Origin of the sequence: Micromonospora sp. NPDC000668 (assembly GCF_042897975.1) — a bacterium.
Lineage (GTDB): Bacteria > Actinomycetota > Actinomycetes > Mycobacteriales > Micromonosporaceae > Micromonospora.
In genome coordinates this window covers 1110004-1136633 of sequence record NZ_JBIAYP010000001.1, presented here as the reverse complement: position 1 = coordinate 1136633, position 26630 = coordinate 1110004, and the positions used below count along the sequence as shown (strand labels likewise).

Genomic DNA, 26630 nt, shown 5'->3' with positions numbered 1-26630 from the left:
TGGCGGCACCTGCCTACGCCCAGCCGGCCTCACGGTGAACCGCTTTGCCGTTGAGAGATGTCTAGCTGCAATCGCTGCTACCGCCCGGCGCTTTAGCGGCCAACCGGATTGCTGCTTCGAACGCCGTAGCCCAAGGGAAGGCCTGCTGCCGGCTGTTGCCGCTGCCGGGCGGGTGTGGCTCCCACCCGTCGTCGGTCCCGAGAAGGACCCGGACGCGCTCATCGCGGAGGCCCGCCACGGCACGTTGGAAGGGTGCGCGGGCGGCCAGTGCGGCGTTGACGAACGGGACGACCACGGTGGGCACATGCCGGCCGATCAGCTCGGCGATCGTCGTCATCGCATAGTTGTCAGCGATGCCGAGGGCGATCTTGTTGACGGAGTTGTAGGTGGCGGGGGCGATGATGAGCGCGTCTGCGGCGGGGAGGGATCGGCGTGTGCCGGGGGACGACCGGTAGGTGGACCGGACCGGGTGCCCGGTTAGCCGCTCTATCGCTTCGGCGTCGATGAAGTCGAGGCCGCTGGGGGTGGCGGTGACCGCCGTCGTCCAAGACTGTTGCGTCGCGGTGGTGACCAGTTGTGTCACGTCTGCGGCGGGCCCGGCAGCGCAGACGACGATCTGCAGGTGGGCGCGAGTCATACACGGATCCCGGCGTGCTGGGCGAAGTCAAGGACAGCGCTGCGAACGTGCCCCCGGGTAAGGACTGCCAGGTCGCTGGCGATGTGCTGGACCGTTGGCCGGCACCGAATCTCCCCCGGTGCCACCTCATACGCGCTACGAAGCGCGTTCAGGCCGTGCTCGTAGCGTCCCCACTGCGTGTAGGCCCGGGCCACGTCGACGAACAGGGAGGCCTTGCGTTCGGTAAGGCCGATCTTGTCCAGCGGCACCTCGCGGGCCAGCGCGATGGCGGTGCCTGCGTCGCCCAGGGTCAGCGTGATGTTGACGCGGTGCAGCAGGACGTTGGTGGCACCGAAGCCGGTCCATCGATCGTTGCCGTCGTAGCCTAGGCGGTTGGCGGCATGGGAGGCCTCATCGAGCATGGCCCCTGCGCTGTCTCGATTGTCGTTGCGGGCGGCGGCGATAGCACCGCGCAGCAGCAGCGCGCCATAGACGGCGACCGCGTCGGTCGAGGCGAGTCGGGTGCCGCGTCGGAGGGTCTCGGCCGCGTCTTCAGCGAGCTGCTGTGCCTGATTGCTGTGGCCGTTGCTCATCAGGGCGTGGGTCATGATCCGGGCGCTTGCAGCCATCGCCACCGGGTCTTGACTGATCGCAGCGGCGCGGGTGCTGCGTTCTGCGGCGACCAAGGCCATGCCTTTGTCACCCACCTTGAGGAGCACGCTGCCGACGACATGGTAGAGGTCGCTGGCCAAGGCGTCGACCTGTGCCCGCTGCTCACCCTCGGCGTCCGCACGAGTTGGTTCCAAGGCGGGCAACAGGGCCACGAGCCCGGCGAGAACCTGCTCGTAACGGCACGCCTGATAGTCGATTTTCGCGGCGGCCACGCCCCGAGCGAATTGCCGGAGGGGTAAGGCAATCGGCTCGGCGTTGTCAGGTCGTGGTGCGACCAGTGCTTCGAGCAGGGGTGCGAAGTTCGGCAGGGTGATGCCGCTGATCGTCACGCCCGTCAGGAGAGTTCTGCGCCGCACGTCGCCGTCCGAGTCGAAGTCGTGAATGCCGCTTTCGCCAGTATGGGTGTGCGTGTCTGTGAGAGGTAGCGTCGCTGGGTCCGCAAGTGTATCGCTGATACCCGCTGTCACCAGTGCTTCGAAGCGCTCGCGGACGTCCGGGGTGGCCCGCGCCAGCACTGTGTCGAGAGCTGCCTGCATGTCGGCACGCAGACGGACCTTGTTGCCTTGGCTGCTCCACTTGGCCACCGTTCGCCGTGCCGCGCCGAGGTGCTCGGCGAAGCCGGTAACGCTCATCCGCAACGCCTGACGCAACGCGCTCGCTTCTCGGCCGGTCCAGGTCGTCACCGCGGCCATCGCACGTCCTCTCAAAGGGGACAGTTGGCCGGATGATCGTAACGGCACTTGGCGTGCTCGCAGGTGCACCGTGAGTGCACCGACAGGACATTCCCCTTGCCGCGCTCACCAAGCGAACCTGATTGGGCTGGCCCGCCGCTCTCGGCGAGTAGGCGGCCGGCACGCAATCACAGCCTCACGCCAGGGAGCTTCGGATGAACGACGCAGTCGCTGGGGGCCAGGAATTCGCCTTGGTGCTTCGGCCGGTGCCGTCCCAGGCCGCCCCAGCACGCGTGTGGTTGATTCCCCGCCTGCATACCGCCATAAGGGCTGCGTGGGTGGGTGATCGGCGGTTGCCCCCGGCCGCCGAGGTGCGGCGGTGGGCTCGCCCTTTCCCGGCGAGCTCACCGCTCATCGCCTCGGAAGGGGTATCGGCATGACGGTGTACGTCTCGCGTAACGCGAATGGCGACCAGTCCCGGTGTCCCGAGCCCGGGCGGGCGTCCTCCCAGGGGCCGGGGCGGCCTGCTGATCCGCCCCTGCTTACCCACGTGTGGCGTCGACTGTTCGATCAGCAGGCCCGCGAGGGTGGCCGCCGGTGACCGGGCCGCAGCGCCGTCCCGCGGCGCACCGGAGCACACCGGCCGGGGTGGAGCACCTGCCGATGCGTCCGCTGTGGCTGTGCCGCCGGTGCGGGCAGCCATGGCCCTGCGGCGCGGCGAAGCTCGCGCTTTTGGCCGAGTACCAGGAGGCGCCGGTGAGCCTGTTCCTCTATCTGGCCGCCTGTCTGCACGACGCGATCGACGATCTGCACCGGCTCAACCCGAGCGTGACGGGCAGCGCCGCGGACATGTTCGACCGGTTCCTCGGCTGGCCCGCCCGGCAGACCCACGCCTACCGCGTCACCATCGTGGAAGGCACGCCGGCCGAGGAGCCGTCATCGTGAACGCCATCGGTGCCGTCAACGCGACCGGCCGTCCGGCGATCGCAGCAGTTTCCACACCCTGGTCGTGCAGCCGACCAGCTTTTGCGGCCGGTGACCTGCTCCTGCCCCGGACCGCCGTACGGGCGCACGACTCCTCGGCGCTGACGTCGGCGGTCTACCTGGCCGAACCGGTCGACCCGCCGCCCGGGGCGCGGGTGGTCGACGTGGCCGCCTGGGCCGCCGAGGCGGACCAGGCAGAGGACCGGCCGGTCTGGCTCGCCACCCTGCTGCTGATCGGGGTGTCGGCCGGTTACAGGGGCATCGCGGTGGTCAACACGCTGCTGATGGCCGCGGCCGGGCGGGCCGCCGACCTGCGGCTGGTCCAGCTGGCCGGGGCGACCCGGCGGCAGGTCGTCCGGCTGGTCGCGGCGGAGTCGGCGCTGGTGGTGCTGATCGGCGCGGTGCTCGGCGGGTCCGTGGCGTTCGCCGGTCTGCTGAGCATCCGGGCCGGCCTCGCCGAGCAGATCAGGACGCCGATCGACCTGGTCGTGCCGTGGCCGGTGATCGGTGGCGTCGTCGGCCTGTGCCTGCTTCTCGCGCTCGCGGCGAGCGTCGCGCCGACCTGGCGGCTGCTGCGCCGCCGGGCAATCACCGAACCCGCCGGATGACTCGTCTTCGTGACGCAGCTGTGACCTGGGGGGCCTGCGCAGTCACCGCCCGAAGTGGTCTGCTGAGCCCATATTCCCTGGTCAGGCGCGGTTTTGAGGCAGCGTCGCAGGGCTCAAAAGCGTTACATCGACGACTGGGCGGCCCGATCCGCCCAGCCTCACCCGCAGGAGGCAGCCGCGTGCGAATGAAACGAGCGAGCCGGATCGCGGCCGCGATGGCGGGCGTGACCGCGCTCGCCTTCACGGTCTCGGCCCCCGCACAGGCGCACGACCACTTGAACCTTCCCGGAGAGCCGACCATCACGCTGCCGATCAACGACAGCGCGGCGGGTGGGACGTACAACCAGGACTTCACCCGGGTGTACGCCAACACCACCCCCGACGGCACCCCGGTCTACATCTACGTCCCGGAGGGCACCCCGCTGGATGGCTCCGCGCCGGCCGGGGTGGCCAGCCTGGACCCGCAATTCGACCACAACCCGGCCGACGGGTTCACCCCCTGCGCCACCGCCACGGCGGCCCAGTTCGCCCTCACCCAGGGGCAGATCGACTACGTCGGCGACAAGCTCGCCGGCCAGATCGTCGCCGTGGACGAGGAGCACTTCGGCCTGATGGACGCGGCCGACCCTGACGAGCCGGCCAGCGACTCGCTGGTGATGGTCCTCTACAACATCCAGGACGAGGCGTACTACGACTGCGCGCAGACGTCCTACACGGCGGGCTACTTCGCCCCGGACTTCATCGACAGCAACGGGATGAACGTCATCGTGGTCGACGCCCTCGACTGGGCCAACCGGGTCGGGCCGAACGACGCGCCGTGGCGCGACGCCGACCCGGCCAACGACCGGCCCGAGCTGTACGAGGGCACCGTCGCCCACGAGCTGGAGCACCTGCTGCACAACTACAGCGACCCGGGCGAGCTCTCCTGGGTCGACGAGGGGCTGGCCGACTTCGCCATCTTCCTCAACGGGCTCGACGCCGGCGGCTCGCACCTGACCAACCACCAGGTCTTCTACGAGGAGACCTCGCTGACCCGGTGGGGCGGCACGCTGGCCAACTACGGCGCCGCGTTCACCTACTTCCAGTACCTCTGGGAGCAGGCCGGCGGCAACGGCGACGGCACCTACACCCCGGACAAGCAGTACGACGCCGCCGGCGGTGACCTGCTCATCAAGACCATCTTCGAAGAGCAGGCCGACGACATGGCCGGCGTGCAGAACGCCATCAACACCTTCAACGCGGCGACGGGTGCCAACCTGCGCAGCGCCGAGGCCCTGTTCCGGGACTGGTCGGTGGCGGTCTACCTGGACGACGAGGACTCGCCGGTCTACGACATCAAGGCATTCAACTTCGGCGACCCCGCCGACACGTCGTGGACCATCGACATCGCCGACGGTTCCTTCTGGGCGGGCCGGGGCAGCTACCAGGGAGCCACCCCGGAGGCGAAGTGGGCCCGGCTGAAGAACCGGCCAGACACCACCGCCGTGCCGTTCGGCATGTCGGTCGAGCGGTTCCGCAACCCGGGCCCGACCGTCGCGCTCGCCTTCGACGGCGAGGATGAGACGACGATCGCCCCGCACACCGGCACCACCCACTGGTACGCCGGCTACGAGAGCCAGTCCGACAACATCCTCGACGTCGACACCGCCGGCCCGGTCACCTCACTGGACTTCTGGAGCTGGAACTTCATCGAGGAGGGCTGGGACTACGGCTTCGTCGAGGCCCTGGTCGGCGGCGACTGGGTCACCGTGCCGCTGCGGAATGACGCGGAGCAGGTCGTAACCACCGACGACAACCCGCACGGCAACAACACCGAGGGCAACGGCCTCACCGGCACCTCCGGCGGCGCGTACTTCGTGGACGACCCGGTCTACGTGCACCTCACCGCCGCCGTGCCGGCGGGCGCCACCGACGTCCGGTTCCGCTACTCCACCGACGCCGCCTACCTGGACACCGGCTGGTTCGTCGACGACGTGCGGGTCAACGGCGCCGACGCCGTCCTCTCCTCGGCGACCGGTGACTGGTTCACCACCACCGGCACCCAGGACAACAACTGGATTGTCCAGGTGGTCGCGCACTGCGACCTCACGCCCGGCACCACCACGGCGGGGGAGACCACCGACGGCGCGGGCAACTGGGTCTACCGGTCCACCGGGGACCAGTTCACCGCCAGCAACCTGAAGACCAGGTGCGCCAACGGCAACCAGGACGACTTCGCCGTCCTGGTCTCCAACCTGCCGACCGGCGACCTGACCTTCCTCGACGCGGACTACACGTTCCGGGTCAGCAACACCGGAAACAAGTAGCCGCCACGGCGGCCGACGGCGGGCCCGTACCGGATCACCGGTGCGGGCCCGCCCGCCGTATCCGCTCCCGCCACCGGCCGGTCGCGACGGCCCGTGGCGGTTGGCCCTCGGTGCCGCGGCCGGTTCCCGGCGCGTACACCACCAGCCGAGGGGTGGCTCGCCCACCTGCTTGCCGGCCAGCAGTGGGTCAGCATGGTTGCCCGGTTCAGCGAGGGTGGCCCGAAGCCCGTCGGCCTGGCCGCGGACCCGAGGCCGGGTGGCGTGTCGGTCATGGTGCAGATGGTCTGCGGCGGGACGAGCGCGGGACCGGCTGCGGCGGACGCGCCCGGGACCTGGCCAGGGAGCGAAGCTGAGGTCGCGCAGGTTGCCGTGCCGCAGGCGCCGGAGGCCGCCGCTGAATGGGCCGAAGCCATCACCACCGTCGTGGCCGGCGCGCACCACCCCGACGTCAAGGACGTAGCGACGTACAGTGTCGCCGCCGATGGAAAGAGACGCCCTGGAGTGCGAGTCTCGTTCACCGACGGATCCGACATCTTTCACGTCCGTGCTGGATCCCCGGTAGACGACCCCGGACACCGCTGGAGCCGGGCCCATGCTGCCGAGGACCACACCACCCAGCTGCGGCTGCTGGCCGAACGCCGTGACGACCTGGCCGGTGAACGCATTCGCGTCCTCAACCGCCTGCACGTCCTGGTCCGCGACCTGATTCCCGGCGGCGCGCCGCCGAATCCTCCACTTAAGGACGCCCGGCCGACCGCTCGGTCAGCTCCTCGGATGGAGCGGCGCCACATCCATCCAGCCGGTTCACTGGATAACGGCTCGCGTTCGCAGCCGGCTCGATACTCTCGGCTTCGGGATCCACACGGACATCCGGAGCCACTCGATCGGCGAGATCGCCGGTGACGCGGGCGATCGACGTCCCGGCGCGCAGCCGGCTCTCGCCACGACTGGCGCCGGGGACCTCTCAGGCCGATAGGAGCGCCATGCCCGGGAAGTTACGATCGCCTGTCCTGCACCTCGTCGTTTGCCACGCCGAGCCCGCTGTCGAGCTCGGACCGTTCATCACGGCCTGCCAGGAGTTGAGGTGGGAGGTCCACCTCATCGCCACCCCGGACGCGGTCGACTCGATCGACCGGGACGGGCTCGCCGATCTCACCCACCATCCGGTACGCGAGGACGACCAGCCGGAGACGCTCCATCCCCTGCCGCCGGCCGACGCCTTCGCCGTCGTGCCGGCCAGCTTCGACCTGGTGAACAAGTGGGCGTACGGCCTCAACGACAACCTGGGCCTGCGGCTGCTCAACGAGGCGATCGCCGTCGGCCTGCCGGTCGTCGCCGTGCCGGCCCCGGATCCGGCGCTCGCCCGGCACCCCGCCTTCCTGGAAAGCCTGGAGCGGCTGCGGCACTGGGGCGTGATGGTGACCCGGCCCGCCGAGCCCTCCGAGGTCGCCGACCCGGTTCCGTGGCACGCCGCCGTCCAGGTGATCTCCGCCTGGACGCGGTTCGCCCGGGTCCCCGGACAGCCCACCGGAGAGCGACAGCGCACCGCCGACAACTTGGCGCGGCAGTCCGGCTAGCGCCTCATCATGCAGCCTTGAACGGGTAGTCCGGGTGGCGGATCTTGGAGTTGATGGCGAATCCGGATTTCGGTTGGGCGCGGTAGCTTGGGCCGTCTGGTCGCTGCGTAGCCCCCGCATCGGCCCCAGTCGGTGTTTAAGCTGCCCAGCGACGGTCAGCCGGGCGCCCGCACCGTACGCAGGAATCGGGGTAGCAGCCACGGGCGGCGGCCACCGATGACGATCTTGCGGGTGAGTACGGCGCGCGGCCGGTTGATCCGCCCGAACATCATCAGGTTCATCGTCGGCGGGTCGAAGGACACCCGTACGTCCAGGTCGCGGCCGGGTTCTTCCACCGACACCTGGCCGTCCCGCAGGACCAGCGCCGTGGTGGACGTGTACGCGGAGCGGAACTCGACCGCGATCCGGCCCGCCCGTACCGGCTCTGCCGAGTCCAGCAACCGCCCGTAGTCATTCGTCAGCAAGCCGACCAGGAACAGGTCGAAGTACAGTGCCGCGTCCCGCGGCGGGATCGACCACGGCAGTCGCGCCACCCGGGCGATATCCCAGCCATGGATCAGCAGCTCGTTCAGCAGGTGGGCCAGCACAGCGGCGACCGGCAGCTGGGAGCCACCGAGCCAGGGCACCGGCGTTGCTGGATCGACGTTCTCGGTCGTACCGAGGATCTGGTTGACGTCGGCGCGGAGCCGCTGGGCCAGGGTCTCCGGGTCGCGCTCGGTGAAATGCCGCATTACCACGTCATTGAGGTCGGACACCTTATCTATGGTGGTGGCCATAAGCCGGTCCCCGAGCGCGGGCACCGAGAGCGCGGACGGCACCTCGCCCGGCCGGACAATCGAGGTGTACAGCGCGGCGATGGCGACCACGTGCGCGGCGGTGTCCACAATCGACCAGCGCGGGGTTGCCAATGCCGCCGGATGCTGTGCCGTCCGAACCAGTTCGCCGAATCGGGCAGCCGTTGCGTCGAGGCTCTCGCGCACCCCGCCCCACCCGTCATTACTGCGGTTGACAGCCACGTTCCCCCTCCGCCGACCCTCGCTCCGCGCAACGTACCGCATCAATACCGCCGCCATGACCCGCGAAGCCGTGCAACTATCCAAGATCGCCGCACCGCCGCGCGTGGCCGTGGCCGTGGCCGCTACCGGCTGTTACAGGCCGTTACTCGAATGGCTCACTGGACTGCCTGTGGTGGATGAGTCAGTCAGCGACAAGGCGAGCCGTGGGTGATCGAACCTCACTCCTGGTCGGAGGAGTGATCTACCGACCACATGGCCGCACGCGTGGCCTGCCTCAGTCCTCGTCCAGTCCTTAAGAGGCCGGACCGCGCCCACCGGCATTGAGAGATGCCGAGAGACATATCAGCAGCTCGGGCGGGATATTGCCAGGTAGGCAGATATAGGCGACCTGATCCCGTAATGCGTAGGTCGACGGTTCGATTCCGTCAGGCGATCACGCCACCGTCGGTGGTGCCGGTCCGTATCCGGAGAGACCGTCGGCGAGGGCACCAGCAGTGTTGTCGAGCTGCGAGACCCGACCGCACGCGGAGGTCATGGCCCTGCGCCAGGCCGGCAGCAACCTGGGGCGGCACCTGTTCGAAGACGGCGTCATGTACGCCAGCAGCGAGCCCTGCCCCATGTGCCTCATGGCCCGCTACTGGGCACGCATTCCCCGCCTGATCTTTGGGGCCAGCATCCACGACGTAGCCACCTACGGCTTCGAAGACCTCCAGTTTTACCGGGAGGTCGCCCTGCCCGCCGAGCGCCGGTCAATGCGCGAAGAGGTCGCCGAAGGAGCCCTCCAGGACCAGGCCGTCGACGTACTGCGCAAGTGGGCCGACATGCTGCCCTCACCGGTCGAGCCCAAGTTCTAACCAGACACAGATCCGCGACACGAGTCCCTGCTGCGCCACGCCGGGGTTGTGTTCGGCGGGAAGGTGCGAGGACACAAAGCTGAAAGGACAGCCATGGAATCAGCTGCCACCCTGACCTGGGTCATGACAGTGGAGTACGCCGGAGTGTCGCCCGCTTGGTGCGAGGGTGACGGTGACACGGATGACTCACGTGTGAACCCGATCGCCATCTCCAGACTTGGCGATCGTGCAACCACCTTGAGCGCGGTCGTCGCGGCCGTCACCGAACAAGAGGCTCACGAGATCGGACTGGTCGGCCTCGGACGTTGGGCCGAGCGAATCGGCCTCAGCACGCACAACCCGACTGTGGTGGCGCTGTTTGCCAGGGACATCACATAGTTGGACCCTGTTGATGCCGAATTCCCCTCTTAAGGATCAAGGCGGCGCCGGCCCGGCCCCGGCCTGCTGGCGACCTCCGGCCGGCATCGGCCGGGCCGGCCGGCCACGCTGTTGGACGACTAGGACCTAGAAGACCTCGGGGCTCCGCCCCGAACCCCGACCCTCCTCAGAGATCCAGCCGGGGCGGATCACCTCGCCGTGCACCACAAGGGCTACCAGCCTCCCCGGACGGGGCCAAGGTCGTTCGGCTGGTGAGGCGCTCCACCTTGTCCCCGTCCGGGAGGCTGGACGGTCTGACGACTGCCCGACGAGGAGATCCGCCTCAGCGCACTGCTTTCCCGCCGCCGGCCGACGCAGACCACGATGACTTCCAGGCAGGACGCTGTCCGGGGTGCTGCGCGGGCTGCCAACGTGGTTCAGCTCTTACGGTTCGGGTCGATGAAAGCCTTCCACTCCTCATCCGTGGAGGGGTACGGCGCCCAGTACGGCAGGTAGAAGGCCCGCCGCGGTGGGTCGGCCACCGTGATCGGCTTGAACTCTGGGTCCGCGAGCATGCGGTAGACGAACTCAGCCGTCGACATGTCGAAACGGCTCCACGGTTCGCCGGCCTCCGTTCGGGAGACCACCGGCCACCGGTCCGGCTCCACGGAGCGGTCCACCAGCCAGTAGTAGTCCCCCTCAGTCAGGTCGTAGCCCCATTGGATCAGCCCCAGCCCCTTGTCGGGCCCATAGACACCGTAAGGGGCGTGAATCTGCGCGCCGAACTCACTCTGGCCTTCCACCTGCCGGCCGCCGGCCCACATCGAAAGCAGCGGCGTGAAATCGTGCTCGTCGGTCGGCCGCAGCAGGGTCAGATACCCCGAGAACATCCCCGGCACGAATCGCCGACACAGTTCCTTGAAGTCGGTCGGCAGCGCGACGCCGAGCTCGGCTTCCACCTGGTCCCAGCCGGCACCCTCAGGCTCCTGAGACCATGCGGTCACGTCAACAATCCGGTCTATCCACATCATCCGTATCGTAGAGGGTTTGGCAGTACAGCCATCCGTACAGCCAAGCCCGCCCACTGAGGCCGACGCTGCCCGAAAACCACGGACGGGCTGACCAGGGACACAGCCGCCCGACCAGCCATCCCTGATCTTCTTCTATTCCCGACGCCGCTGCGGGCCAGTAACCGTGGCGCGTAGCGGTCACGAGCGGGCACGAGACGCAACCGGGCCCGCCGCCGCCGGCAGGCGTTTCGGGCATCACGACCGGTTGAGCACGCTCTTCCAAACTGACGCTCCGGGCCGCCCGACCCCGCAGTCCGCATCTAGTCCGCAAGAGGCCGACCGACACCGGAGGAGTGGTGTGAGATGTCGAGAGGTGTTTCCGCTGCTAGACCGCCATGTACCCAGGTCGGCGGGAACGGCAGTTTGATCTCATAATCCCTCGGTCGCCGTGCCGTTGCGTGCCCGTTGGGATGGGCGACGGCGGTCAACGGCGGTTAACTCCTGGACGTGACAGCCAGCGTGGCGGCGCAGGTCAAGCCAGCTCACTGCCGAGCAGCTTCCGCCCGTGTCCACACTTTCGAAACCGTGTGACGGGACTGTCGAAGCAGGTCAAGCTGCACGGTTACGATCGGTCCCAGCCTTTGAACATGTCTGCCGTCGGGTCGGGCTCGCCGGTGATGGGATCGAGGCCGGCTAGGAAGCGGCGGTCCTGTTCACGCCAGTGCACGAACGGCTCAATGCGGCCCCACAGAGAGACATCGCTAAGCGGGCACTGATCAAAGCCGGCGAGCAAAAGTCGCCTGACAAACTCCACCATCCCGCAGTCGAAGAGCGCGAGGCTCGGTTCGCCCCATGGCACGTGGCGTCGCCACACCACCACTGGCCACTGGCCGGGATCCGGGCCGGTCATCAGCCAGCCCAGTAGGTCGGGGTTGCTGCAGCCGACGCCCCAGGCCATTACGGCATCCGCCCCGGGCTCTGTCCCTGCTACCCCGCCCTCCTCTTCCCAGTAGTGGCGCAAGTTCGGAGTCTCGCCGGCGATCGTTCCGCCGCTCAATACCGAGTCGACGGGCAGCGGTAGCAGGATGCTTAGTTGGCCGCCAATGCTGCCGCCGCCGTAGACCGCCATGAAGGCGCGATAGTCGGCCGGTAGACGGGTGCATAACTGTGCCTCGGCGGCGTCCCAGTCCACCTCTTCGTCGGCGCCGTGGCGTGGCGGCATGATCCGGATAAGCGCATCGACCTGAGCACCAGTCACGACGTCTCCCCTCCTTGGTTGTGCCGCGATGCTAATGATCGAGACTGGCGGTGCAACCTTGACGAGCCGCCTGGGCGATTCCAGCCGACGTTGGGAGCTGCGGTTGGGAGCCACCAGGGCGAACGGAGTCGGACGAAACCGGACCAGTGGAGTGGCCAGGCGTGCGACGACCAGGGCGACATGGACGTTGCCGAACGGCTGCGAAGGGGTCTTGGGAATCTACGGATCAGAAGGTCGCACTGCATCAGTCCTCATCCAGTCCTCAAGAGGTCGAACCTCGGCGGCTGACAGTGAGAGACGCCGAGAGCCGTCTTCGCAGGTCATTTTCCCTGGGTCCAGGTAGGACAGGGTGGGCAACTTGATCTCGTAATGCGTAGGTCGACGGTTCGATTCCGTCAGGCGGCTCGGTACAGAAGCCCAGGTCACAGACCTGGGCTTCGCCGTTCTCCGAGGTCGATCACGCCGCCCCCGACGGTGCCGGTCCTTGAACAGTCCTTACCCCGTGCAGTGACCGCCTCGTCCAAGCGGTTGGCGACCGCGTCAGCGCGGCCCGCAAGCGGGCCGCGCTGGCCCGGCCCCGGCCTGCTGGCGACCTTTGGCCGGCATCGGCCGGGCCGGCCGACCACGCTTGGGACGACAAGACCTCGAAGACCTCGGGGCTCCGCCCCGAACCCCGGCCCTCCTCAGAGATGCCGAGTGGATCACCTCGCCGGGCACCACAAGGGCTACCAGCCTCCCTGGACGGGGCCAAGGTCGTTCGTCCGGTAGGGAACTCCACCTTGGCCCCGTCCAGGGAGGCTGGAAGGTCGGAGACTGCCCGACGAGGAGATCCGCTCCACCGTGCCCGCGCCATTGCTGTTGCAACTTCTGCCGGTTAGCCGGCGGTCAGGGAAGTAGCGCCCGGAGCTGCCCTATTGCGTCCAGCACATGGGCGCGGTGCTTGCCATCCTTGATCCACGCGGGCAGGCGCTCAACTAGGGTCTGGCTTCCTATATTCCGGCCGCGTTCCCGCAACCGAGCGGACACGTACGCCTCCAGTAGGTCCAGGTGCTCGGCGTTGTACGCCCAGAGCACTCGCCCACGGAACTCGATCGAAAGCCAGAGGGGTAGGCCAAGGTACGGGTCATTCGGGCCTGAGAACTCAGGCAATGCGGGCGCGTTGTGTGCGAGGCGAGGAGCCTCCCAGAGGTCCGTATACGCGCACCCCAGACAACTGAGCCGACGGCGCAGCCAGACATGATGCCGGGAGCTGCCAGCCGACTCAGGATCAGGAAGGACCGAAGCCCGGCCGGCACAGCGTGGGCAACGGACGAAGATCTCGCCAGCAGCCAAGCCGCGCAGCCAGGACTTCGGATCGGGGAAGCGTCCCGCGTTCCCTTCCTCCGCCGCTGTCATAGATCAACGGTACAGCCATCGGTACAGCCAAGACCGCCGCCAACCGCCGACACCAACGGACGACGACGGACCGCCTGGCCAGGGAAGTCCCCACCCGACCAGCCATCCGCAGTTTCCTTCTAATCCCAAGGCCGGCGCGCTTACGGCACCCCGATACGGTGCGGCCATGCTCAGGGAGTTTGCGCGGCGGGAGTTCTCCAGCTTGACCGCATGGACTGGCGACGACGGTCTGGTGCCGGCTGAGGCTGATGTGGTCGGTGTTGAGTACCGGGGCCGCGTCGGGCATCCGTCCTCGTACGGCTTGCTTATGGCGCGTGCTGCCGACTCTCCAGGGGTGCAGATCGACGTCAGCCCGATGCCCGTCGCGCTTTCCGTTCCAGGTGATGAAGTCACGCTCGGGCTGACCGAGCCGGAGTACGCCGGCGCCCTTCATACCGCGGGCCGTTCGCTCTTTAGAGGCTTGGTCATCACGGGCGTAGGCGAGGGTCTGTATGGCTCCTCGGTTGTGGTCTTCACCCGTCTGGTGGCTGTCGTATCCCTGCTGTTGGCAGCAGGCCTCATGCCGGTCGACGAAGCTGACCTCTGGGCAACCTGGGACGGCGCTTGGCCTGACCAGCCGGCAGTGTGGCGTTAGGACGAGGCGCGCCAGTGCGTGGCTTGCTGCTTGGTTGCCGTGGGGCGTCGGGCCATCCACGGGCCACAAGGTGGTGTCACCAGAGGCCAAACAAGGCCGTCGACGGCCAGGCCGACGGGGCGAAGCACCGTACGGCGCACCGGTTTTGTGCGATTCCCAAGCTGACAGTCCCGCAAGCCGCTTCATATGCTGGGCATGTGTTCGAGGTTGAGCTGCCAGAGCCGCTGGCGCGACAGCTCGCGCAGGCTGCGTCGAGCGAGGATCCTCCGCGCGTCCTCGAAGCGATAGCCACGGAGCACCTGCGAGCCGGCGCTTCCCGGGAAGGCCTGCTCGGGGTCTGCGAGGTAGCTCGCCACATGTGCGAGGACGAAATTGCCGAGGAGCACATCCTGGACTTGATGGATCGACTGTCGGGCTGGTGTGCTCCGAGCGCCCGTCTTTAGGACGGTGATGCCCAACTGACAGCAACGGCTGACAGCAACATGGTCGAGCGGGTCTGAATCGCAATGGACGACAGTAGGGCCCGGAGCAGGTCGGCTGCACGGCGTTAAACCGTTCGGGACGAGCCAACCCAGGCTACGGATCAGATGGTCGTAAGCGTGCCCCGCCTCAGTCCTCATCCAGTCCTCAAGAGGCCGAGCCCCAGCCGCTGATGCTGAGAGATGCCGCGAGGGGTTTCCGCAGGCCAGGCGGGGGTCGAGGCAGGTAGACCCTGGTGGGCAACTTGATCTCATAATCCCTCGGTCGCCGTGCCATCAACGTGCCAGTAGCCGGCACCTCGGACGGTCACCAGGGGGCACGAACGGTCGCGCCCTACCTCCCTTGACCTCGCCCACCAGGCCTTTGTCGGCCGCGATCTTCGTCCTTCCAAACTGAAGGTTGTATATGGTCTGCGCATGAGTGAGGCCGCCTTCGTTTTCTCGGCGGCGTCCAAGGCGGATGTCGTCCAGCTCCTGGGTTCCCTCGGCGAGATCCAGCCGGATCAGTGGGTCGCGCCGGGGCCGGTCTTTGTCTGGCTGGCGGAGGAGCACCGTGACTTGTACATCGATTGGGAGCCCGAGATGGTGGCAAAGCTGGAGCGCGCTGTCGGGCAGCGGCCTGCGTGGGCGGTCCAGATCAACTACCGATCTTCGCGACGGCAAGAGGCGATGGCAGTGATCCGGACGTTGCTGAGGCTCGGCGGTGTCGCCGTGGACGACTTCGTGGTTCATGTCTGGACGGTCCAGGAAGTTGAGACCGATGCCGTTGTCCGTGGTGGCAGATTCGGCGAGCCACCGGTTCGCCCATGACCCGGACGAGGGCGGTCAGCTGACCCCAGCTTGACCCCACCGAAGCGCAACCAGCCGCCACCAAGAGACCATCGGCGTAGACCTGCCACCGAGGCGAGCGGGGGAGAGGCCGACTTTTGACCCTCCTACGGATCAGATGGCCGCACGCGTGGCCTGCCTCAGTCCTCACCCAGTCCTCAAGAGGTCGACCCCGGCCGCTGACACTGAGAGATGCCGAGAGGGGTTTCCGCAGGCCAAGCCGGGTTCGCGCAGGTAGACCGAGGTGGGCAATTTGATCTCGTAATGCGTAGGTCGCCGTGCCATCCACTGGCCCATGGTGAGCAACTTGATCTCATAAGTTCTCGGTTGGTGTGGGGATCGGCGACTGGTCGCATCGCCGGCGTGGACGGGGGGCGCGACGGCGGCGGATGTCGCAGGTTGCGCGGCCAAGGTCAGGCGGCTCGCGGTGACGAAGTCTGCCGCTGCGGTGGCATTGCCAGGATTTGTTGGGGTCCGAACCAGCCGGCGATCCGTGCCGCCGCGGCGGCGGCCGGTGCGAGACCCGCCCGGCTGCGGGCGAGCAGCGTGGGTCGGGTCGCGGCCCGGCCGGCATGCTGGGCGTCGCGTGCCGGCGGGCACGGGTATGCCTCCTCGTGGCGGCGCAGGTTCGCGCAGTGGCCGGGCCGTTCGGGGTCGGCAAGATGTTGGGCGGCGACGTCGGTGGCGAGGAGCCACAGCAGGACGTCGGTGACGTGGTGCGGTACGGTGCGGCGGTGCTGCTGCGACATCAGCTGCTGCCCTTCCGGTGCGGGTGCGACTCGGGTGGCCGCCACCCCTGGCCAGCGGTGTGGGGACCCGCTGTCGGGTTCGCCGGGGCGGCGGCCGCGACGAGTGACGCTCGACTTTCCGGATAGATCAAGTCGCCGTCGTGACGTTGGGCGGATTCCCTCGTCCCCGCGCCGCGCGGCCTCCCAGCAAACCCGGCCGCCGCCGGAAGGGCTGACCGTAATGCTGATCAGCGCAACCGGCGGAGCCCTGAACTGGGGAGTAGTCGCCACGGGCTGCGTCGGCCGATCCGGTAGCAACGCACGGGGAGCACCCGTCGGAACTCCGGCACCGGGGACGCCGTGCCAGGCCTTCTTCCCCCTACTTTCGCGACAGAGAGGTCCTGGCCAACGCAAGAGCGGGGCCGCGGCCGTCGGGCATCGCGGCCCGGGCTGGTGGCAGGGTGGGTTTGGTGAGGGCAGGCACGTCCTCTGTGTGCCAGCACGAGGGATACGAGATCACTCTCTCCCGGCGAGAGCAGCAGCGGCGTTCAGGCCCACCACGTCGCGGATCTTCGCCTCCAACCGTGGGTCGGTGGAGAACTTGAACGTCTCGATCCGGTGCGGCTGTAGGCCCCAGTCCCGCCAGATCCGGGCCACCTCGGCGAAGCTGACCGGCCTGCCTTCTCGGCGCAAGTGATCGGACATCAGCCGGGCCGACCAGTGCGTGATCCCCAGCCCGGCCGGCGGCGGGTTGAGCGTGGCCACCACCACGGCTGCCTCATCCACGACCGGCGGCCGACCCGAGCGGGGTAGATCGGCCAGAGCGTCGATGCCGCGGGCCCCGTACCGGGCACGCCACGAGATCACCGTCTGCCGGGTCATTCCGACCTGCCGGCCGATCTCGGCGTTCGACAGCCCTTCCGCCGCCAGCAACACGATCCGCGCCCGCTGCACATGCCCGGCCAGCGCCGTTGACGAGCGCACCAGAGCCCGCAGACGAGCACCGTCACCAGTACGAAGAACCAGCGGCGCGGCAACAGACATGCCCCACTGTCCCACACCCCATCCGTCAAATCACTTCAGACACGCGACGCTAGCCTGATCGTCTCGGCCGCATATCGCATCCGTAGAAGACCCTGGCATTCCTCTCACAGACGCGGATCGATCGTGTCGCTTTGCCGTGTCTACTCATGTTGATCGCGGCGTTCGGGGCCCGGACCTTGCATCGCTCCGACCGCCTTCACCGACGTGCGCGGTAACTTGTGCATCGGCCGGCGACCTCCGTCGAGCAAGCGACGCGCTTCCCGGGCCGCACCCGACAGGCTCAGCGCGGATTGCGGGCCGCGAGCCACCCGTCCCGGTACGGGGCCAGGAACCCGATCAGGGCGGCGAGCATCGCGTCCGGAGCCTGCTCGGCGACCCAGTGTGCGCAGTCGGGCAGGACCACGGTTTGCACGTCGTCCGCGACGAGTTCCATCGTCTTGCCGACCTGTTCGCCGAAGCTTTCCGCTCCGCCGATCGCCAGGACGGGCATCGTCAGCCGCCGGGTCTTGCGCTGCTCGTTCTGCGCCTGGGTCACAGGGAAAGCGCGGTAGAGCTCGAAGCTGCCGCGCAGCGCCTCCGGGTCGGCCGCGAGGAGGTCGACGTAGTACTTGACGGCGTCGGTGGACAGGTTCTTCTTTCCGGCCGCGGCCGAAAACTTCGCGCCTAAGAAGATGTCCTCCCGCCCGCTGACGAGCTTCTCGTTGACCTCTGGAAGTGCGTTGAACGGGATGTGCCACAGGCGTTCGTTGAGCGGCGCGGGAAGGAACAGTGGCGGCGTGGGAGACACACCCGGAAGAGGGGCTTCCCCGAGGGCCAGGCGGTCGACCCGGTCGGGGTGATCAGCGGCCAGGGCGTAGCCGATGAGCAGTCCGGTGTCGCAGCCGACCATGGCGAACCGCTGGTGGCCGAGCGCGTCCATCAATGCCACAAGGTCGTTTGCGACGGTTGCGGTGTCGTAGCCGTCCCGGGGCTTGTCGGACAGCCCCATACCACGCTGATCGACCGCGATCACCTCGAAGTTCTCGGCCAGCGCCGGCATCATCAGCCGCCATGCGTACCAGGTCTGGGGCCAGCCGTGTACCAGCAGCAGCGGCGGCCCGTCGCCTCCGATGACCGCGTGCAGACGCAGTGCCCCGGCCTCGACGTACCGGCTGGTGAACGTGTCCGTGAACCCGTTCGGCAGGTTCGGAGCCTGCGAGACGGAGCCGGGGCCCTCCGCGGCGAGCAGGCCGGTGGACGAGCTCATGTGGGGATCCCCTCTCACCGCAGATCGCGGCACTGGAGTGCCGCTTCCGTCACGCCCTCTCTTGGGTGACGCTGCCACAGCGCCGACGGCCATGGACGTGGTTGTCGTTGACCTTCCTCTGTTCGGCTGACAGCCGGCGGGTCTGCGACGCAAAAGGACCACTGCTCCGTTACGTCAACCCCACCGAATACTCGGCGGAGTGCGACTCATCATGTGGAACCGACGTGTTGGCCACCGATGTAGCCCACTGTGGCGTGCGGCCGAGGTAGGCGGGTTCCAGGCCGGGTCGGACATGCCCCACTGTCCCACACCCCATCCGTCAAATCACTTCAGACACGCGACACTAGATTGCACCGGCTCCTGGTGCGCGTTCTAGCTTCACCTCACACATGAGGTGTGGGCGAAGGTTGTCGTACTCCGCGCTTGATGAGTTACAGATTGGTTCCGCATGATGCGCGACGCACCCGCCGATCGTGACGATGACGGGGAGAGTGGCGCAGCGGTCTTGTCACGTGTTGCTGGGGCGGTGGGGACCTGGTGGGGAGATCGGTGCGGGGTGCCGTCGTACGCGAATGTTGTCGGCGATGACGATGCCGGCGAGGACTGCGCCGGCAGCGAAGGCGTTGACGAGCGGTGGCAGGAACAACATCGGCGGCAGGAGACAGGCGAGGGCGAGTAGCCCAATAACACAACTTCTATAGTGGCGGCTGAATACCAGGTACGACAGGAGGGTCCGACCGGCGAGGAACAGCGCGGTCCCGCCGAGGATGGTGACGGTCGAGGTCGCGCGTGGACGGCCGAGCGGGTCGTCGATGACCAGTTCGGCGCCGACCGAGCCGACGACGAGGCCGGCAATCATGACCAGATGTGCGTAGGCCACCAGGATGCCGAGACGGTCGGGGGCAGCTGAGGCCTGGATGGCCGGCCCGACGTCTTCGCCGGCACGGAAAATGTAAATCCGCCAGACCAACGCCGCGACGGCGAATGTCACCACGAACGCCACGGTCTCGTCGGTAGCAAAGCCACGACCGGTGAGGCTCGATCCGATGGCCAGAATCACCTCGCCGAGGGCGATGACGAACAGTGCCCGGTTGCGGTCGGCCAGATACTCGCCGCTGACCGGCACCTGCGCACCGGCCAGGCGACTGAGCCGTGGCAGGGGGTAGCTGAACCACCGTGCGACGTAGATGAGAACAACCGCGAGCGTCCACAGCGCCGTGCGTACTCCGCTTGAGGCGACCGCCCCGGCCAGCCAGGGCACCCCGGTCGCGGCATGCCAGATCACCGCCCGTCCAGCAACATGCTGCAACTCCTGGCCCCGCAACAGGACCACGAGGAACAGACTGCGGCCGATCTGGATGGCAAGGTAGCTGACCGCGAAGATCAAGCCGGTCTTGCCGAACGCTTCGGGGACCGCCGCGGAGAGCACCAGGGCGCCCACCATGGTGGCGAGGACCAGCAGTTGTACCGGCGGCCGCCGCGGGTTCAACTCTCCGGTCACCCGCGCGGTGAGGGCCCATACCCATCCGATGGCCAGCAGTAGCACCAGGGTCTGGAACGCGCCAGACCAGGTCAGATTGTTGAGCAGCTGCTGGGCGAGCGCGCGGAGCGCGAAGACGAACACCACATCGAAGAACAGCTCCAGGAACGACGCTCGCGCGATGTCCTCGAGCTTGCGAACCAGTCTGTTGCTTCCACTCGTCGTCACCGGCCCGCCCGCTCCTACCGATCTTGGATCGGTATCAGCGTATCCGTCCGCTTTTGCTTATGCGACCAAGTCCCGAGCTCTCCCTCAAGATCGTCTAGCCGGCATGGTTACGGATCATGTGACATCGATCCGTAACGCATCAACTGAAGCCTGACAGGTGTGGGCGGAGGTCGACGGCCGAGGGTGGGTCTAGGTGCGCGACTTATGTCCGCTCCTGAAGGTGCGGAGCCGGCGACGGCGGCGTCGCCGGTGTCAGGAAGTCTGGGGGCCGTGCCTCGCTGGGCGAGGGCGCGGGTGAGGATGTCGGCGACGCGGTCGAGCCGCTGGCGCAGGGACATGACCGTGGCGGCGTCGCCGCCGGCGTGAACGTCAGCGAGCAGGTTCGCGGCAGCGGTCAGCACGGCGATCTGCGCGTCGGCGGCAGCGATGGTGCAGGCGGCCGAGATCAGCGCGCACACGGCGTCTGGATGCTGCGCGCAGGTCTGGTCCAGCTCGTCCGCGTCGAGGGCATAACCCACCCTGCGGTGTCACCGGCCTGGCTGGTGCCGTGACCGGTGATGTTGGCGGCACGCTGGACGGCGCTGTTGGTGGGTTGGGGGTCAGCGGGGTGACGGGTGACCTGGGTGGCACGGTGCACGGTGTCACCGGCCTGGCTGGTGGCGTGACCGGTGATGTTGGCGGCACGCTGGACGGCGCTGTTGGTGGGTTGGGGGTCAGCGGGGTGATGGGCGACCTGGGTGGCACGGTGCATGGTATTGGCAGCGTCTCGGGGGACCTCGGTGTACACGGCGACGCGTACACCAGCGTGGATGGTGGGTTCCTGGGGGCCTGACCGGAGGCTTGCTTTGAGCTGGGGGCCCCTGCCTCATGCGGAGGCCGGGATCGCGTTCCATCGCGCGGTTCCTGGCCTCCGCCTCGATCTTGTTCCGCCTCGTTGAGTTGCGTCAGCGCCAACTGGCGCCGGACCCTGTTGAGCCCGGAACGCAGGAGGCCGCTAACCCGGGACGGGCCTCTTGTTTCGCGGAACTCTCAGCCGACGATCCGCACCACCACGTCACGCTGCCAATCAGGATGTTCGGACCTGCACGGTCCCGTGAAGCAGCCGGCCGCTGGCCGGGGCGGCCACGGTGGTCACCGACCCGGGCATCGTTCAGGAGGTGCCGCTGCGCGCCGCGCGTTGGCGTCGGTCACCGCCACCCCCCGATGACTTAGTTGGTGAAGACGTCGAGGTAGTTGTCGCTGGTGGAGCCGGATGGCACGGATTACCCGTCGACGTGTACCTTCCGGGCGCCCACCGCCGGGTTGGCGATCGTCACCGACTCCTCGGAGTAGCTGTCGGCGTTCGGCGCGGGACGCGATCTGGCCGGGGAGGGCATGTCTTGCCCGGCGGCGTCGCCGAGGACGAGGCGTGCGAACGCCTTGGGGTGATCCAGGTTCATCTTTGCTGTTGGTTAGCATGCCCGGCGATGATGCTGATCTTTCGCTCGCTGCGGCTACGCCGCGCGGCCCGTAGACACTTCGGCTGGCAGAAGCTGCGCGCTACGCAGTTGCACGCGATGCGTGCGCTGCTGGCGGGCCGAGACGCGCTCGTCGTGCTGCCCACTGGGGGCGGGAAATCTGCCGTGTACCAGGTCCCTGCCACGCTGCTGCGCGGCCCCACGGTGGTGATCTCACCGCTGCTGGCGTTGCAGCAGGACCAGATCGGCAACCTCAACGAGCGGCGTGATCCGGCGTTGCGGGCGGTCCGGATCAGCTCCGCGGAGAGTCCGAGCAAACAGGCGGCAGCGCTGGCCGAGCTGCGTTCGGGCGCCGCGAAGTTCTTGTTCATCACGCCGGAACAGCTCAGTTCGCCGCAGCGGCTGGCCGAGATCCGCGCGCTACACCCGGCGTTGGTGGCGGTTGACGAGGCGCACTGCATCTCGTCGTGGGGGCACGATTTCCGCCCTGACTATCTCGCTATCGGCCATCTGATCCGCGGCTTGGGCCGCCCGCCGGTTGTGGCGCTGACCGCCACGGCATCGCCGCCGGTGCGCGACGACATCACCGCGCGGCTCGGCATGCGTAAGCCGCGGCTCGTTCTATCCGGGTTGGACCGTCCGAATCTCTTCGTCGCGGCTACGCACTGCCCCAGTGAGGACCAGCGCTGGCGCAAGCTGCTCGCCATGCTTAAGGCGGCCGACCCGCCCGGCATCGTGTATGTGCCGACTCGCCGTGCCGCCGAGAAACTCGCGGAGCGGCTGTCCGACGCGGGTTTCTCCGCGCAGGCCTATCACGGCGGCATGGCGGCCGGCATGCGTCACCGCCGCCACGACGATTTCCTTGCTGACCGGGTGTCGATCATGGTCGCCACGTCGGCGTTCGGCATGGGCATCGACAAGCGGAACATCCGGTGGGTGGCGCACGTTGCGCTGCCCGACTCACCGGACAGCTACTTGCAGGAGATCGGGCGTGCAGGGCGCGACGGTGAGCCAGCACAGGCGTTGCTGCTCTACCGAGCCCAGGACGTCGCCCTGCAACGATTCTTCACCGGTGGGGCACCCGAGCTGGAAGAGCTGCGGGCTGTCGCAGCGGTCCTGCACAGCGGCTCGGTGACGCGCACCGCGCTGGCAAAGGTCACCGGTCTTGGCCAGCGCAAGGTCGCCAGCCACATCGCTCTGCTTGAGCAGGTCGGCGCGGTGACGACGGGGCCAAGGGGCGAACTGAACGTCGCTCGATACGCGCCCCTGCCCGATCAGGCGGCGCGGGAGGCACTGGCCGAGTACGGCCGCTATCAGGCCGGGCAGCGTTCCCGCACCGACATGATGCGCCGCTTCGCCGAGAGTCGGGGTTGCCGCATGCAGTCGCTACTGGGTTACTTCGGAGAGCAGATGAGCCGCCCCTGCGGGCACTGCGACAACTGCCACGGCGGCACCTCAGAAGTGCTACCGGATGATGGGCCGTACCCACTCCACAGCACCGTGCGGCACGCCAAATGGGGATCAGGCATGGTCCTCGGCTATGAGAACGACCGCATGACCGTGCTCTTCGACGATGTCGGCTACAAGACCCTGTCGCTCCCCGTCGTCCAGGCGCAGGGCCTGCTGGCGATGGAGGCGAAAAGCCGCTGAAACACCACCCGGGCAGCCCTGGTCCCCGGCTCGGCTCGCGCGGCAAGACAGGCGTCAGCCTGAGATGTGTGTCCTGTCCGAGCGGCGCCCCGGCACTCAGATCTGGGAGATGACCTGCTGCGCGAGTTCGGCGAACTTGCTTTGCGGCACGATCGTTGGGCCGGTGAACAACAGCAGTCGCAGCTCCTTCTCGTAGGGCACGGCGACGGCCAGCACCCGAGCGCCGTCGCTTTCATAGGAAACGGCGTCCGTACCCAGATCTTTGATCCTGGTCGTCTTCGCGCCGCTCCCGTTGGCGATAGCGTCGATCGACTCTCGCGCGGTGTCGGCCCGATCCGGGCTGACCTGCACGATGAAGGAGAGCGCTTCCTGGCCGTCGCGGCCGTAGGCACAGGAGTACCTGCGCCTTACTTCGGTCTCGTCGACCGGCTGCTCCTCGGCGCTCAGCTTCGTTTCGGCGGACCCGCCGAGCACCTTCACGGCTACTTCGGCGGGCAGCAGCTTGCAAGCCGAGGTGATCTCCGCGAGCCGAGCCGGTGCGCTGACTTGCGGCGCGCTCGACGTTGGCGCTTCCCAGGCAACCCCAGCATCCGCCTCTTGCCCGTCACCGCCGCAGGCCGAGCCAGTGATCAATACCGCTGCCATCGCCGCAGCCATCTTGGCCGATCGACGGGTCCTGCCTCGCTTCATTGCGGGCAAGACCCTCGACGAGGGCATCCCAGGAGGCCACGCTAGCGCGCACTTCGCACTACCCGGCGATGCCGACATCGGCGTCGGCCTTCCGCAGTGGCTGTCAGCCGCGCACGAAGGCGGCGTGCGCCGCGTGCTCGTAGTCGGTCACGAGCACGGTGCCGCGCTGCGACCGCACCTGCACGCCGTCGACGAGCTCGTCGTCGCTGTGCCGCGAACTGACCCGCCCTGGGCGTTGGAAGTGATCCATGCCGACCTCATACCGATCGGTTTCCGACTGGCCGAAGTCGCGGCTCACGCGGACTCGTTGACGTCCCGCATGCGACGCCTCCGCGCGTAGCGCGGAACACGACCCGGACCTTGCACCTGCTGATCACCGCCCGCCGACACCTGGCAGGCACAAGAGACTCGTCACGCGCGGAGCTGGGTGTGCCGGCGAACGAGTTCGTGTCCAAGTAGGTCCTTGTAAAGGCGCACAGGTATGTGTGGCCCGACTGGCTATGACGGCATGAGTTGGTTCCATCAGGACGGCTACAACGGGCCCCACCGCGAAGCGGAGAGGGACTACTTTCAACACGGCGAGTCACCGCAGCGGACGGACCTAGCCTATGCCGGCCAGGACCGCGCCCGTGCGAACCCATCCTCATCTGCCGAGAAGCGGACGCCCGTTCCGCCGGAGACGCCGATACGGCGACGCCCCATCCCGAGAGGCACCGCCAGAAGCTTCACCGCAGCTGCCAGACGCGAAAGAGGCGAGTTGTGACCATCCAACATCAACCCGAGCTCGGCCGGCCGGGAGAGATCGACCCCCGGCGGTAAGGAAGGCGGGCAGCGGATGACCGGCGACCATGGTCAATGTGCAGACCTGCCCGCCGAGGCCGAAGCCGATATGCACGCGCGACGCGTGGCCCGGATCGTCGACGCATACCACGACTCGCTGAGGACCGGTCACGCTGCGAAGTGCGCGGGGCTGACCCAGAAGCGCGGTTCGTTCTCCCTCCGCCGAGGGACGGTGCTAGCTCCCGTGATGGATTCCGGGTCAGGTCTGGTCTACGAGCATGGCTTCAGGCCCAGAACGAGGGAGAGCCATGCAAAAGTCAACGACAAGTCGGGACTCGACGGCCGCGCCGCGCTGGGCGGTGTGGGCGGCCTATGCCGTGCCGCTCTGCGTGTTGCCATCGACGATCTGGCGCGCTACCGCCGCAATTGACGGCACGGTCAGCATGGCGAACGGGGGCTGGTACCTCCTCCTGCTCTCCGGCCTGTCCATGGGGCTCGCGCTGCTCACCCTCGGCCTCGTCCACCACTGGGGTGAGCGAATCCCCGGCTGGGTGCCCGGCGTCCGTGGTCGGACCATTCCAGCCCGGGCGGCCGCGGTTCCCGCGCTGGTCGGGGCTTCGCTGGTCATCGGACTCTGCCTGTACGCCGTGCTCAACATGACTTTTCACTTTGTCGATCGGGGACCGGTGTTGGTCGGGCAGCACGATGTCGAGCGGACCCCGCCCGGGCCGGGGATCGTGTCACTCTACGTCCCGCTGCTGGCGTGGGGGCCGCTCGTTCTCGCGGTCGCGGCCAACTACTGGCGCCGGCGCACGCTGGCCCGATGATCGCCCGTCGCCACCGGGTCGCGTCCCGACAGCGGCGTAACACCCACTGGTCCCACCGGCCTTGACAAGTTTCGGCCCGGGACGGCAATTGTCCTCGGCTGTAATCGGTCTCAGTCTCACTCAGCGCTCTCACACTGTTGCTCGGCAATGCTTATCGCAATCACTGAAGTCTGCGGATCCGCAGCGTCGACCATCCGGGGGGTGCGGTGAAGGCGGGGCGAATCGCTGGTTATGCGGCGTTCGGTGCGGCGTTGACCTACACGTTGCTGAAGGTTGCCTGGATCGCCGGAAGTTCGGTCGGCATCAGCGAGATGCGCGGACTCTCCCGTGCTGACTGGATGGCCGGCAACATCAGTACCGCTGGCCTCGGCATCGTGGGGGCGATCGTGGCGCTGGCCACGGTACGTTCCTGGGGGATGCGCATCCCACTATGGCTGATCGCTGTGCCGATGTGGGTCGGCGCCGGGCTGCTCGCTCCGTTCATCGTCCTCATGCCGGCGGCCGCGGTATTCGTGGCTGCCGGTTGGTGGGCACCCCCGGCCACGGCTGCAGATGGCACTGAACCGACACTCGAGCCGTGGACCTTCGTCATCGTCTACGGCAGCTTCATCGTGCTGGGCGCCGGACTCGCGGTCGCCTTCCCGGTCTACGCGTGGGCCCGGTTCCGCACTGCTCTGCTGGGCACCGTGGGGCAGGTGCCGGCGGGTTCAACGCACCTGGCGCAGGTTCCGTTGGCGTGGGCAGCCGCAGTATTGGCCACCGGCCTGGCCGGCCTGCGGCTGTCCTGGGCGTTCGGCGCTACCGTCGGGCTGCACCTCGGGCCGCGGGACGTCTGGCTGCGGCTCGGCGACGTTGTGGCGGCGATGCAGATCTTGTGCGTTGTCCTGGGCGTACTCGTGCTCGTCCACAGATGGGGCAAGGAGCGGCGGTTCACGCTGCCCCTGATCGCGACGTGGCTCGGTGCCGGCGGCATGGTCGGCACCGGTTTCCTCAGCATGCCCACCATCCTGTCCGGCGATCAGTGGGCGCCCACCGGCCAAACCTTCGCCGCCCACGCAACCGGCACGTTCCTCACCTGCGTAGCCGGGGGGCTGATCAGCCTCGTGGCGCTATTCCTGCTGGTCGAACGTAGAGCCGCGGTAGCCGAGAACACGGCCGCACGGGCGCCGGCGGCAGCCGGGTAGCCGGACCGTTGCCACACCATCGGCGGCGCCAGCCATCCGCTGCTGCCGCCA

Annotated in this window: 29 protein-coding genes; 15 read left to right on the top strand and 14 right to left on the bottom strand. The window is 68.0% G+C overall.

Translation table 11 applies throughout. From position 1 onward, the window contains the following. Positions 1-61 precede the first annotated feature (61 nt). Positions 62-637 carry a flavoprotein gene (locus ACFY29_RS05340; RefSeq protein WP_386983615.1) on the bottom strand — a complete coding sequence of 192 codons (576 nt, stop codon included), beginning with the start codon at positions 635-637 and terminating at the stop codon, positions 62-64. Next, complete coding sequence (locus tag ACFY29_RS05335) at positions 634-1980, bottom strand: hypothetical protein (RefSeq protein ID WP_386983613.1); 1347 nt, start codon at positions 1978-1980, stop codon at positions 634-636. The genes ACFY29_RS05340 and ACFY29_RS05335 overlap by 4 nt, the downstream gene beginning before the upstream one ends. Before the next feature lie 415 nt (positions 1981-2395). On the opposite strand from ACFY29_RS05335, the gene amcA reads away from it, so the two are divergent. The 6 genes from amcA (at position 2396) to ACFY29_RS05305 (ending at position 7434) form a co-directional block, all read left to right on the top strand. Next, positions 2396-2560 carry a multiple cyclophane-containing RiPP AmcA gene (amcA, locus tag ACFY29_RS05330; protein WP_386983611.1) on the top strand — a complete coding sequence of 55 codons (165 nt, stop codon included), beginning with the start codon at positions 2396-2398 and terminating at the stop codon, positions 2558-2560. Then, positions 2557-2904, top strand: a complete 348-nt coding sequence (locus ACFY29_RS05325; protein WP_386983609.1) for a hypothetical protein — start codon at positions 2557-2559, stop codon at positions 2902-2904. Before amcA ends, ACFY29_RS05325 begins: the two co-directional genes overlap by 4 nt. Then, positions 2901-3551 carry an FtsX-like permease family protein gene (locus ACFY29_RS05320; RefSeq protein WP_386983607.1) on the top strand — a complete coding sequence of 217 codons (651 nt, stop codon included), beginning with the start codon at positions 2901-2903 and terminating at the stop codon, positions 3549-3551. The genes ACFY29_RS05325 and ACFY29_RS05320 overlap by 4 nt, the downstream gene beginning before the upstream one ends. Before the next feature lie 185 nt (positions 3552-3736). Further along, entirely contained in the window at positions 3737-5857 is a 2121-nt protein-coding gene (locus ACFY29_RS05315; protein WP_386984636.1) for a hypothetical protein, read from the top strand. A 270-nt stretch (positions 5858-6127) separates the two neighbouring features. Beyond that, on the top strand, positions 6128-6760 hold the full coding sequence (locus tag ACFY29_RS05310) for a hypothetical protein (RefSeq protein WP_386983605.1): 633 nt from the start codon (positions 6128-6130) through the stop codon (positions 6758-6760). Positions 6761-6840: 80 nt separating this feature from the next. Then, positions 6841-7434 carry a flavoprotein gene (locus ACFY29_RS05305; RefSeq protein WP_386983603.1) on the top strand — a complete coding sequence of 198 codons (594 nt, stop codon included), beginning with the start codon at positions 6841-6843 and terminating at the stop codon, positions 7432-7434. A gap of 155 nt (positions 7435-7589) precedes the next feature. Here the strand turns inward: ACFY29_RS05305 and ACFY29_RS05300 are convergent, their stop codons facing one another. Next, positions 7590-8450 carry a maleylpyruvate isomerase N-terminal domain-containing protein gene (locus ACFY29_RS05300; protein WP_386983601.1) on the bottom strand — a complete coding sequence of 287 codons (861 nt, stop codon included), beginning with the start codon at positions 8448-8450 and terminating at the stop codon, positions 7590-7592. 494 nt (positions 8451-8944) lie between these two features. Between ACFY29_RS05300 and ACFY29_RS05295 the strand changes: the two genes are divergently transcribed. Beyond that, a complete protein-coding gene (locus tag ACFY29_RS05295; RefSeq protein WP_386983599.1) occupies positions 8945-9304 on the top strand; it encodes a nucleoside deaminase in 360 nt (119 codons plus the stop codon). A 93-nt stretch (positions 9305-9397) separates the two neighbouring features. Next, on the top strand, positions 9398-9682 hold the full coding sequence (locus tag ACFY29_RS05290; RefSeq protein WP_386983597.1) for a hypothetical protein: 285 nt from the start codon (positions 9398-9400) through the stop codon (positions 9680-9682). A gap of 416 nt (positions 9683-10098) precedes the next feature. On the opposite strand, the gene ACFY29_RS05285 is transcribed toward ACFY29_RS05290, so the two are convergent. Both ACFY29_RS05285 and ACFY29_RS05280 read right to left on the bottom strand, forming a co-directional pair. Further along, positions 10099-10689: a hypothetical protein gene (locus ACFY29_RS05285; protein ID WP_386983595.1), complete on the bottom strand. Its 591-nt coding sequence runs from the start codon at positions 10687-10689 to the stop codon at positions 10099-10101. A 604-nt stretch (positions 10690-11293) separates the two neighbouring features. After that, positions 11294-11929, bottom strand: a complete 636-nt coding sequence (locus ACFY29_RS05280) for an SMI1/KNR4 family protein (protein ID WP_386983593.1) — start codon at positions 11927-11929, stop codon at positions 11294-11296. A gap of 1561 nt (positions 11930-13490) precedes the next feature. Here ACFY29_RS05280 and ACFY29_RS05275 point away from each other — a divergent pair. Beyond that, entirely contained in the window at positions 13491-13958 is a 468-nt protein-coding gene (locus ACFY29_RS05275) for a hypothetical protein (RefSeq protein ID WP_386983592.1), read from the top strand. A gap of 182 nt (positions 13959-14140) precedes the next feature. Here ACFY29_RS05275 and ACFY29_RS05270 read toward each other — a convergent pair whose 3' ends face one another. Then, complete coding sequence (locus tag ACFY29_RS05270; RefSeq protein WP_386983590.1) at positions 14141-14344, bottom strand: hypothetical protein; 204 nt, start codon at positions 14342-14344, stop codon at positions 14141-14143. A gap of 510 nt (positions 14345-14854) precedes the next feature. On the opposite strand from ACFY29_RS05270, the gene ACFY29_RS05265 reads away from it, so the two are divergent. After that, the gene (locus ACFY29_RS05265) at positions 14855-15247 is read left to right on the top strand and encodes a hypothetical protein (protein WP_386983588.1); all 393 of its coding nucleotides are present in this window, start codon (positions 14855-14857) and stop codon (positions 15245-15247) included. 431 nt (positions 15248-15678) lie between these two features. Here ACFY29_RS05265 and ACFY29_RS05260 read toward each other — a convergent pair whose 3' ends face one another. The 5 genes from ACFY29_RS05260 to ACFY29_RS05240 form a co-directional block, all read right to left on the bottom strand. Then, positions 15679-16014, bottom strand: a complete 336-nt coding sequence (locus ACFY29_RS05260) for a hypothetical protein (RefSeq protein ID WP_386983586.1) — start codon at positions 16012-16014, stop codon at positions 15679-15681. A gap of 495 nt (positions 16015-16509) precedes the next feature. Further along, complete coding sequence (locus ACFY29_RS05255; protein WP_386983584.1) at positions 16510-16977, bottom strand: helix-turn-helix domain-containing protein; 468 nt, start codon at positions 16975-16977, stop codon at positions 16510-16512. A 340-nt stretch (positions 16978-17317) separates the two neighbouring features. After that, positions 17318-18283: an alpha/beta fold hydrolase gene (locus tag ACFY29_RS05250; protein WP_386983582.1), complete on the bottom strand. Its 966-nt coding sequence runs from the start codon at positions 18281-18283 to the stop codon at positions 17318-17320. A 508-nt stretch (positions 18284-18791) separates the two neighbouring features. Next, positions 18792-19991: a low temperature requirement protein A gene (locus ACFY29_RS05245; RefSeq protein ID WP_386983580.1), complete on the bottom strand. Its 1200-nt coding sequence runs from the start codon at positions 19989-19991 to the stop codon at positions 18792-18794. Positions 19992-20098: 107 nt separating this feature from the next. Beyond that, a complete protein-coding gene (locus tag ACFY29_RS05240; protein WP_386983578.1) occupies positions 20099-20509 on the bottom strand; it encodes a hypothetical protein in 411 nt (136 codons plus the stop codon). Between the two features lie 29 nt (positions 20510-20538). On the opposite strand from ACFY29_RS05240, the gene ACFY29_RS05235 reads away from it, so the two are divergent. Continuing rightward, complete coding sequence (locus tag ACFY29_RS05235; RefSeq protein ID WP_386983576.1) at positions 20539-20823, top strand: hypothetical protein; 285 nt, start codon at positions 20539-20541, stop codon at positions 20821-20823. A gap of 430 nt (positions 20824-21253) precedes the next feature. Here ACFY29_RS05235 and ACFY29_RS05230 read toward each other — a convergent pair whose 3' ends face one another. After that, the gene (locus ACFY29_RS05230) at positions 21254-21430 is read right to left on the bottom strand and encodes a hypothetical protein (RefSeq protein WP_386983574.1); all 177 of its coding nucleotides are present in this window, start codon (positions 21428-21430) and stop codon (positions 21254-21256) included. Positions 21431-21457: 27 nt separating this feature from the next. Between ACFY29_RS05230 and ACFY29_RS05225 the strand changes: the two genes are divergently transcribed. After that, the gene (locus tag ACFY29_RS05225) at positions 21458-23098 is read left to right on the top strand and encodes a RecQ family ATP-dependent DNA helicase (protein WP_386983572.1); all 1641 of its coding nucleotides are present in this window, start codon (positions 21458-21460) and stop codon (positions 23096-23098) included. Positions 23099-23194: 96 nt separating this feature from the next. Here ACFY29_RS05225 and ACFY29_RS05220 read toward each other — a convergent pair whose 3' ends face one another. Then, positions 23195-23743 (bottom strand): hypothetical protein, encoded by a 549-nt coding sequence (locus tag ACFY29_RS05220; protein ID WP_386983570.1) that lies wholly within the window; start codon positions 23741-23743, stop codon positions 23195-23197. A 148-nt stretch (positions 23744-23891) separates the two neighbouring features. Further along, positions 23892-24086, bottom strand: a complete 195-nt coding sequence (locus tag ACFY29_RS05215) for a hypothetical protein (protein WP_386983568.1) — start codon at positions 24084-24086, stop codon at positions 23892-23894. A 537-nt stretch (positions 24087-24623) separates the two neighbouring features. Between ACFY29_RS05215 and ACFY29_RS05210 the strand changes: the two genes are divergently transcribed. From ACFY29_RS05210 to ACFY29_RS05200, 3 genes are all read left to right on the top strand, one after another. Further along, positions 24624-24998 carry a hypothetical protein gene (locus tag ACFY29_RS05210; RefSeq protein WP_386983566.1) on the top strand — a complete coding sequence of 125 codons (375 nt, stop codon included), beginning with the start codon at positions 24624-24626 and terminating at the stop codon, positions 24996-24998. A gap of 13 nt (positions 24999-25011) precedes the next feature. Beyond that, on the top strand, positions 25012-25395 hold the full coding sequence (locus ACFY29_RS05205; protein ID WP_386983565.1) for a hypothetical protein: 384 nt from the start codon (positions 25012-25014) through the stop codon (positions 25393-25395). 206 nt (positions 25396-25601) lie between these two features. Further along, the gene (locus ACFY29_RS05200; protein WP_386983563.1) at positions 25602-26579 is read left to right on the top strand and encodes a hypothetical protein; all 978 of its coding nucleotides are present in this window, start codon (positions 25602-25604) and stop codon (positions 26577-26579) included. Positions 26580-26630: the final 51 nt, after the last annotated feature.

Coding starts and splice junctions, on each gene's coding strand:
- ACFY29_RS05230 (WP_386983574.1), bottom strand. CDS start 21,430: ATGAACCTGGATCACCCCAAGGCGTTCGCACGCCTCGTCCTCGGCGAC.
- ACFY29_RS05305 (WP_386983603.1), top strand. CDS start 6,841: ATGCCCGGGAAGTTACGATCGCCTGTCCTGCACCTCGTCGTTTGCCAC.
- ACFY29_RS05285 (WP_386983595.1), bottom strand. CDS start 10,689: ATGTGGATAGACCGGATTGTTGACGTGACCGCATGGTCTCAGGAGCCT.
- ACFY29_RS05205 (WP_386983565.1), top strand. CDS start 25,012: ATGGCGAACGGGGGCTGGTACCTCCTCCTGCTCTCCGGCCTGTCCATG.
- amcA (WP_386983611.1), top strand. CDS start 2,396: ATGACGGTGTACGTCTCGCGTAACGCGAATGGCGACCAGTCCCGGTGT.
- ACFY29_RS05335 (WP_386983613.1), bottom strand. CDS start 1,980: ATGGCCGCGGTGACGACCTGGACCGGCCGAGAAGCGAGCGCGTTGCGT.
- ACFY29_RS05210 (WP_386983566.1), top strand. CDS start 24,624: ATGACCGGCGACCATGGTCAATGTGCAGACCTGCCCGCCGAGGCCGAA.
- ACFY29_RS05250 (WP_386983582.1), bottom strand. CDS start 18,283: ATGAGCTCGTCCACCGGCCTGCTCGCCGCGGAGGGCCCCGGCTCCGTC.
- ACFY29_RS05315 (WP_386984636.1), top strand. CDS start 3,737: ATGAAACGAGCGAGCCGGATCGCGGCCGCGATGGCGGGCGTGACCGCG.
- ACFY29_RS05225 (WP_386983572.1), top strand. CDS start 21,458: ATGATGCTGATCTTTCGCTCGCTGCGGCTACGCCGCGCGGCCCGTAGA.
- ACFY29_RS05220 (WP_386983570.1), bottom strand. CDS start 23,743: ATGGCAGCGGTATTGATCACTGGCTCGGCCTGCGGCGGTGACGGGCAA.
- ACFY29_RS05275 (WP_386983592.1), top strand. CDS start 13,491: ATGCTCAGGGAGTTTGCGCGGCGGGAGTTCTCCAGCTTGACCGCATGG.
- ACFY29_RS05310 (WP_386983605.1), top strand. CDS start 6,128: ATGGTGCAGATGGTCTGCGGCGGGACGAGCGCGGGACCGGCTGCGGCG.
- ACFY29_RS05260 (WP_386983586.1), bottom strand. CDS start 16,014: ATGTCGCAGCAGCACCGCCGCACCGTACCGCACCACGTCACCGACGTC.
- ACFY29_RS05265 (WP_386983588.1), top strand. CDS start 14,855: ATGAGTGAGGCCGCCTTCGTTTTCTCGGCGGCGTCCAAGGCGGATGTC.
- ACFY29_RS05290 (WP_386983597.1), top strand. CDS start 9,398: ATGGAATCAGCTGCCACCCTGACCTGGGTCATGACAGTGGAGTACGCC.
- ACFY29_RS05340 (WP_386983615.1), bottom strand. CDS start 637: ATGACTCGCGCCCACCTGCAGATCGTCGTCTGCGCTGCCGGGCCCGCC.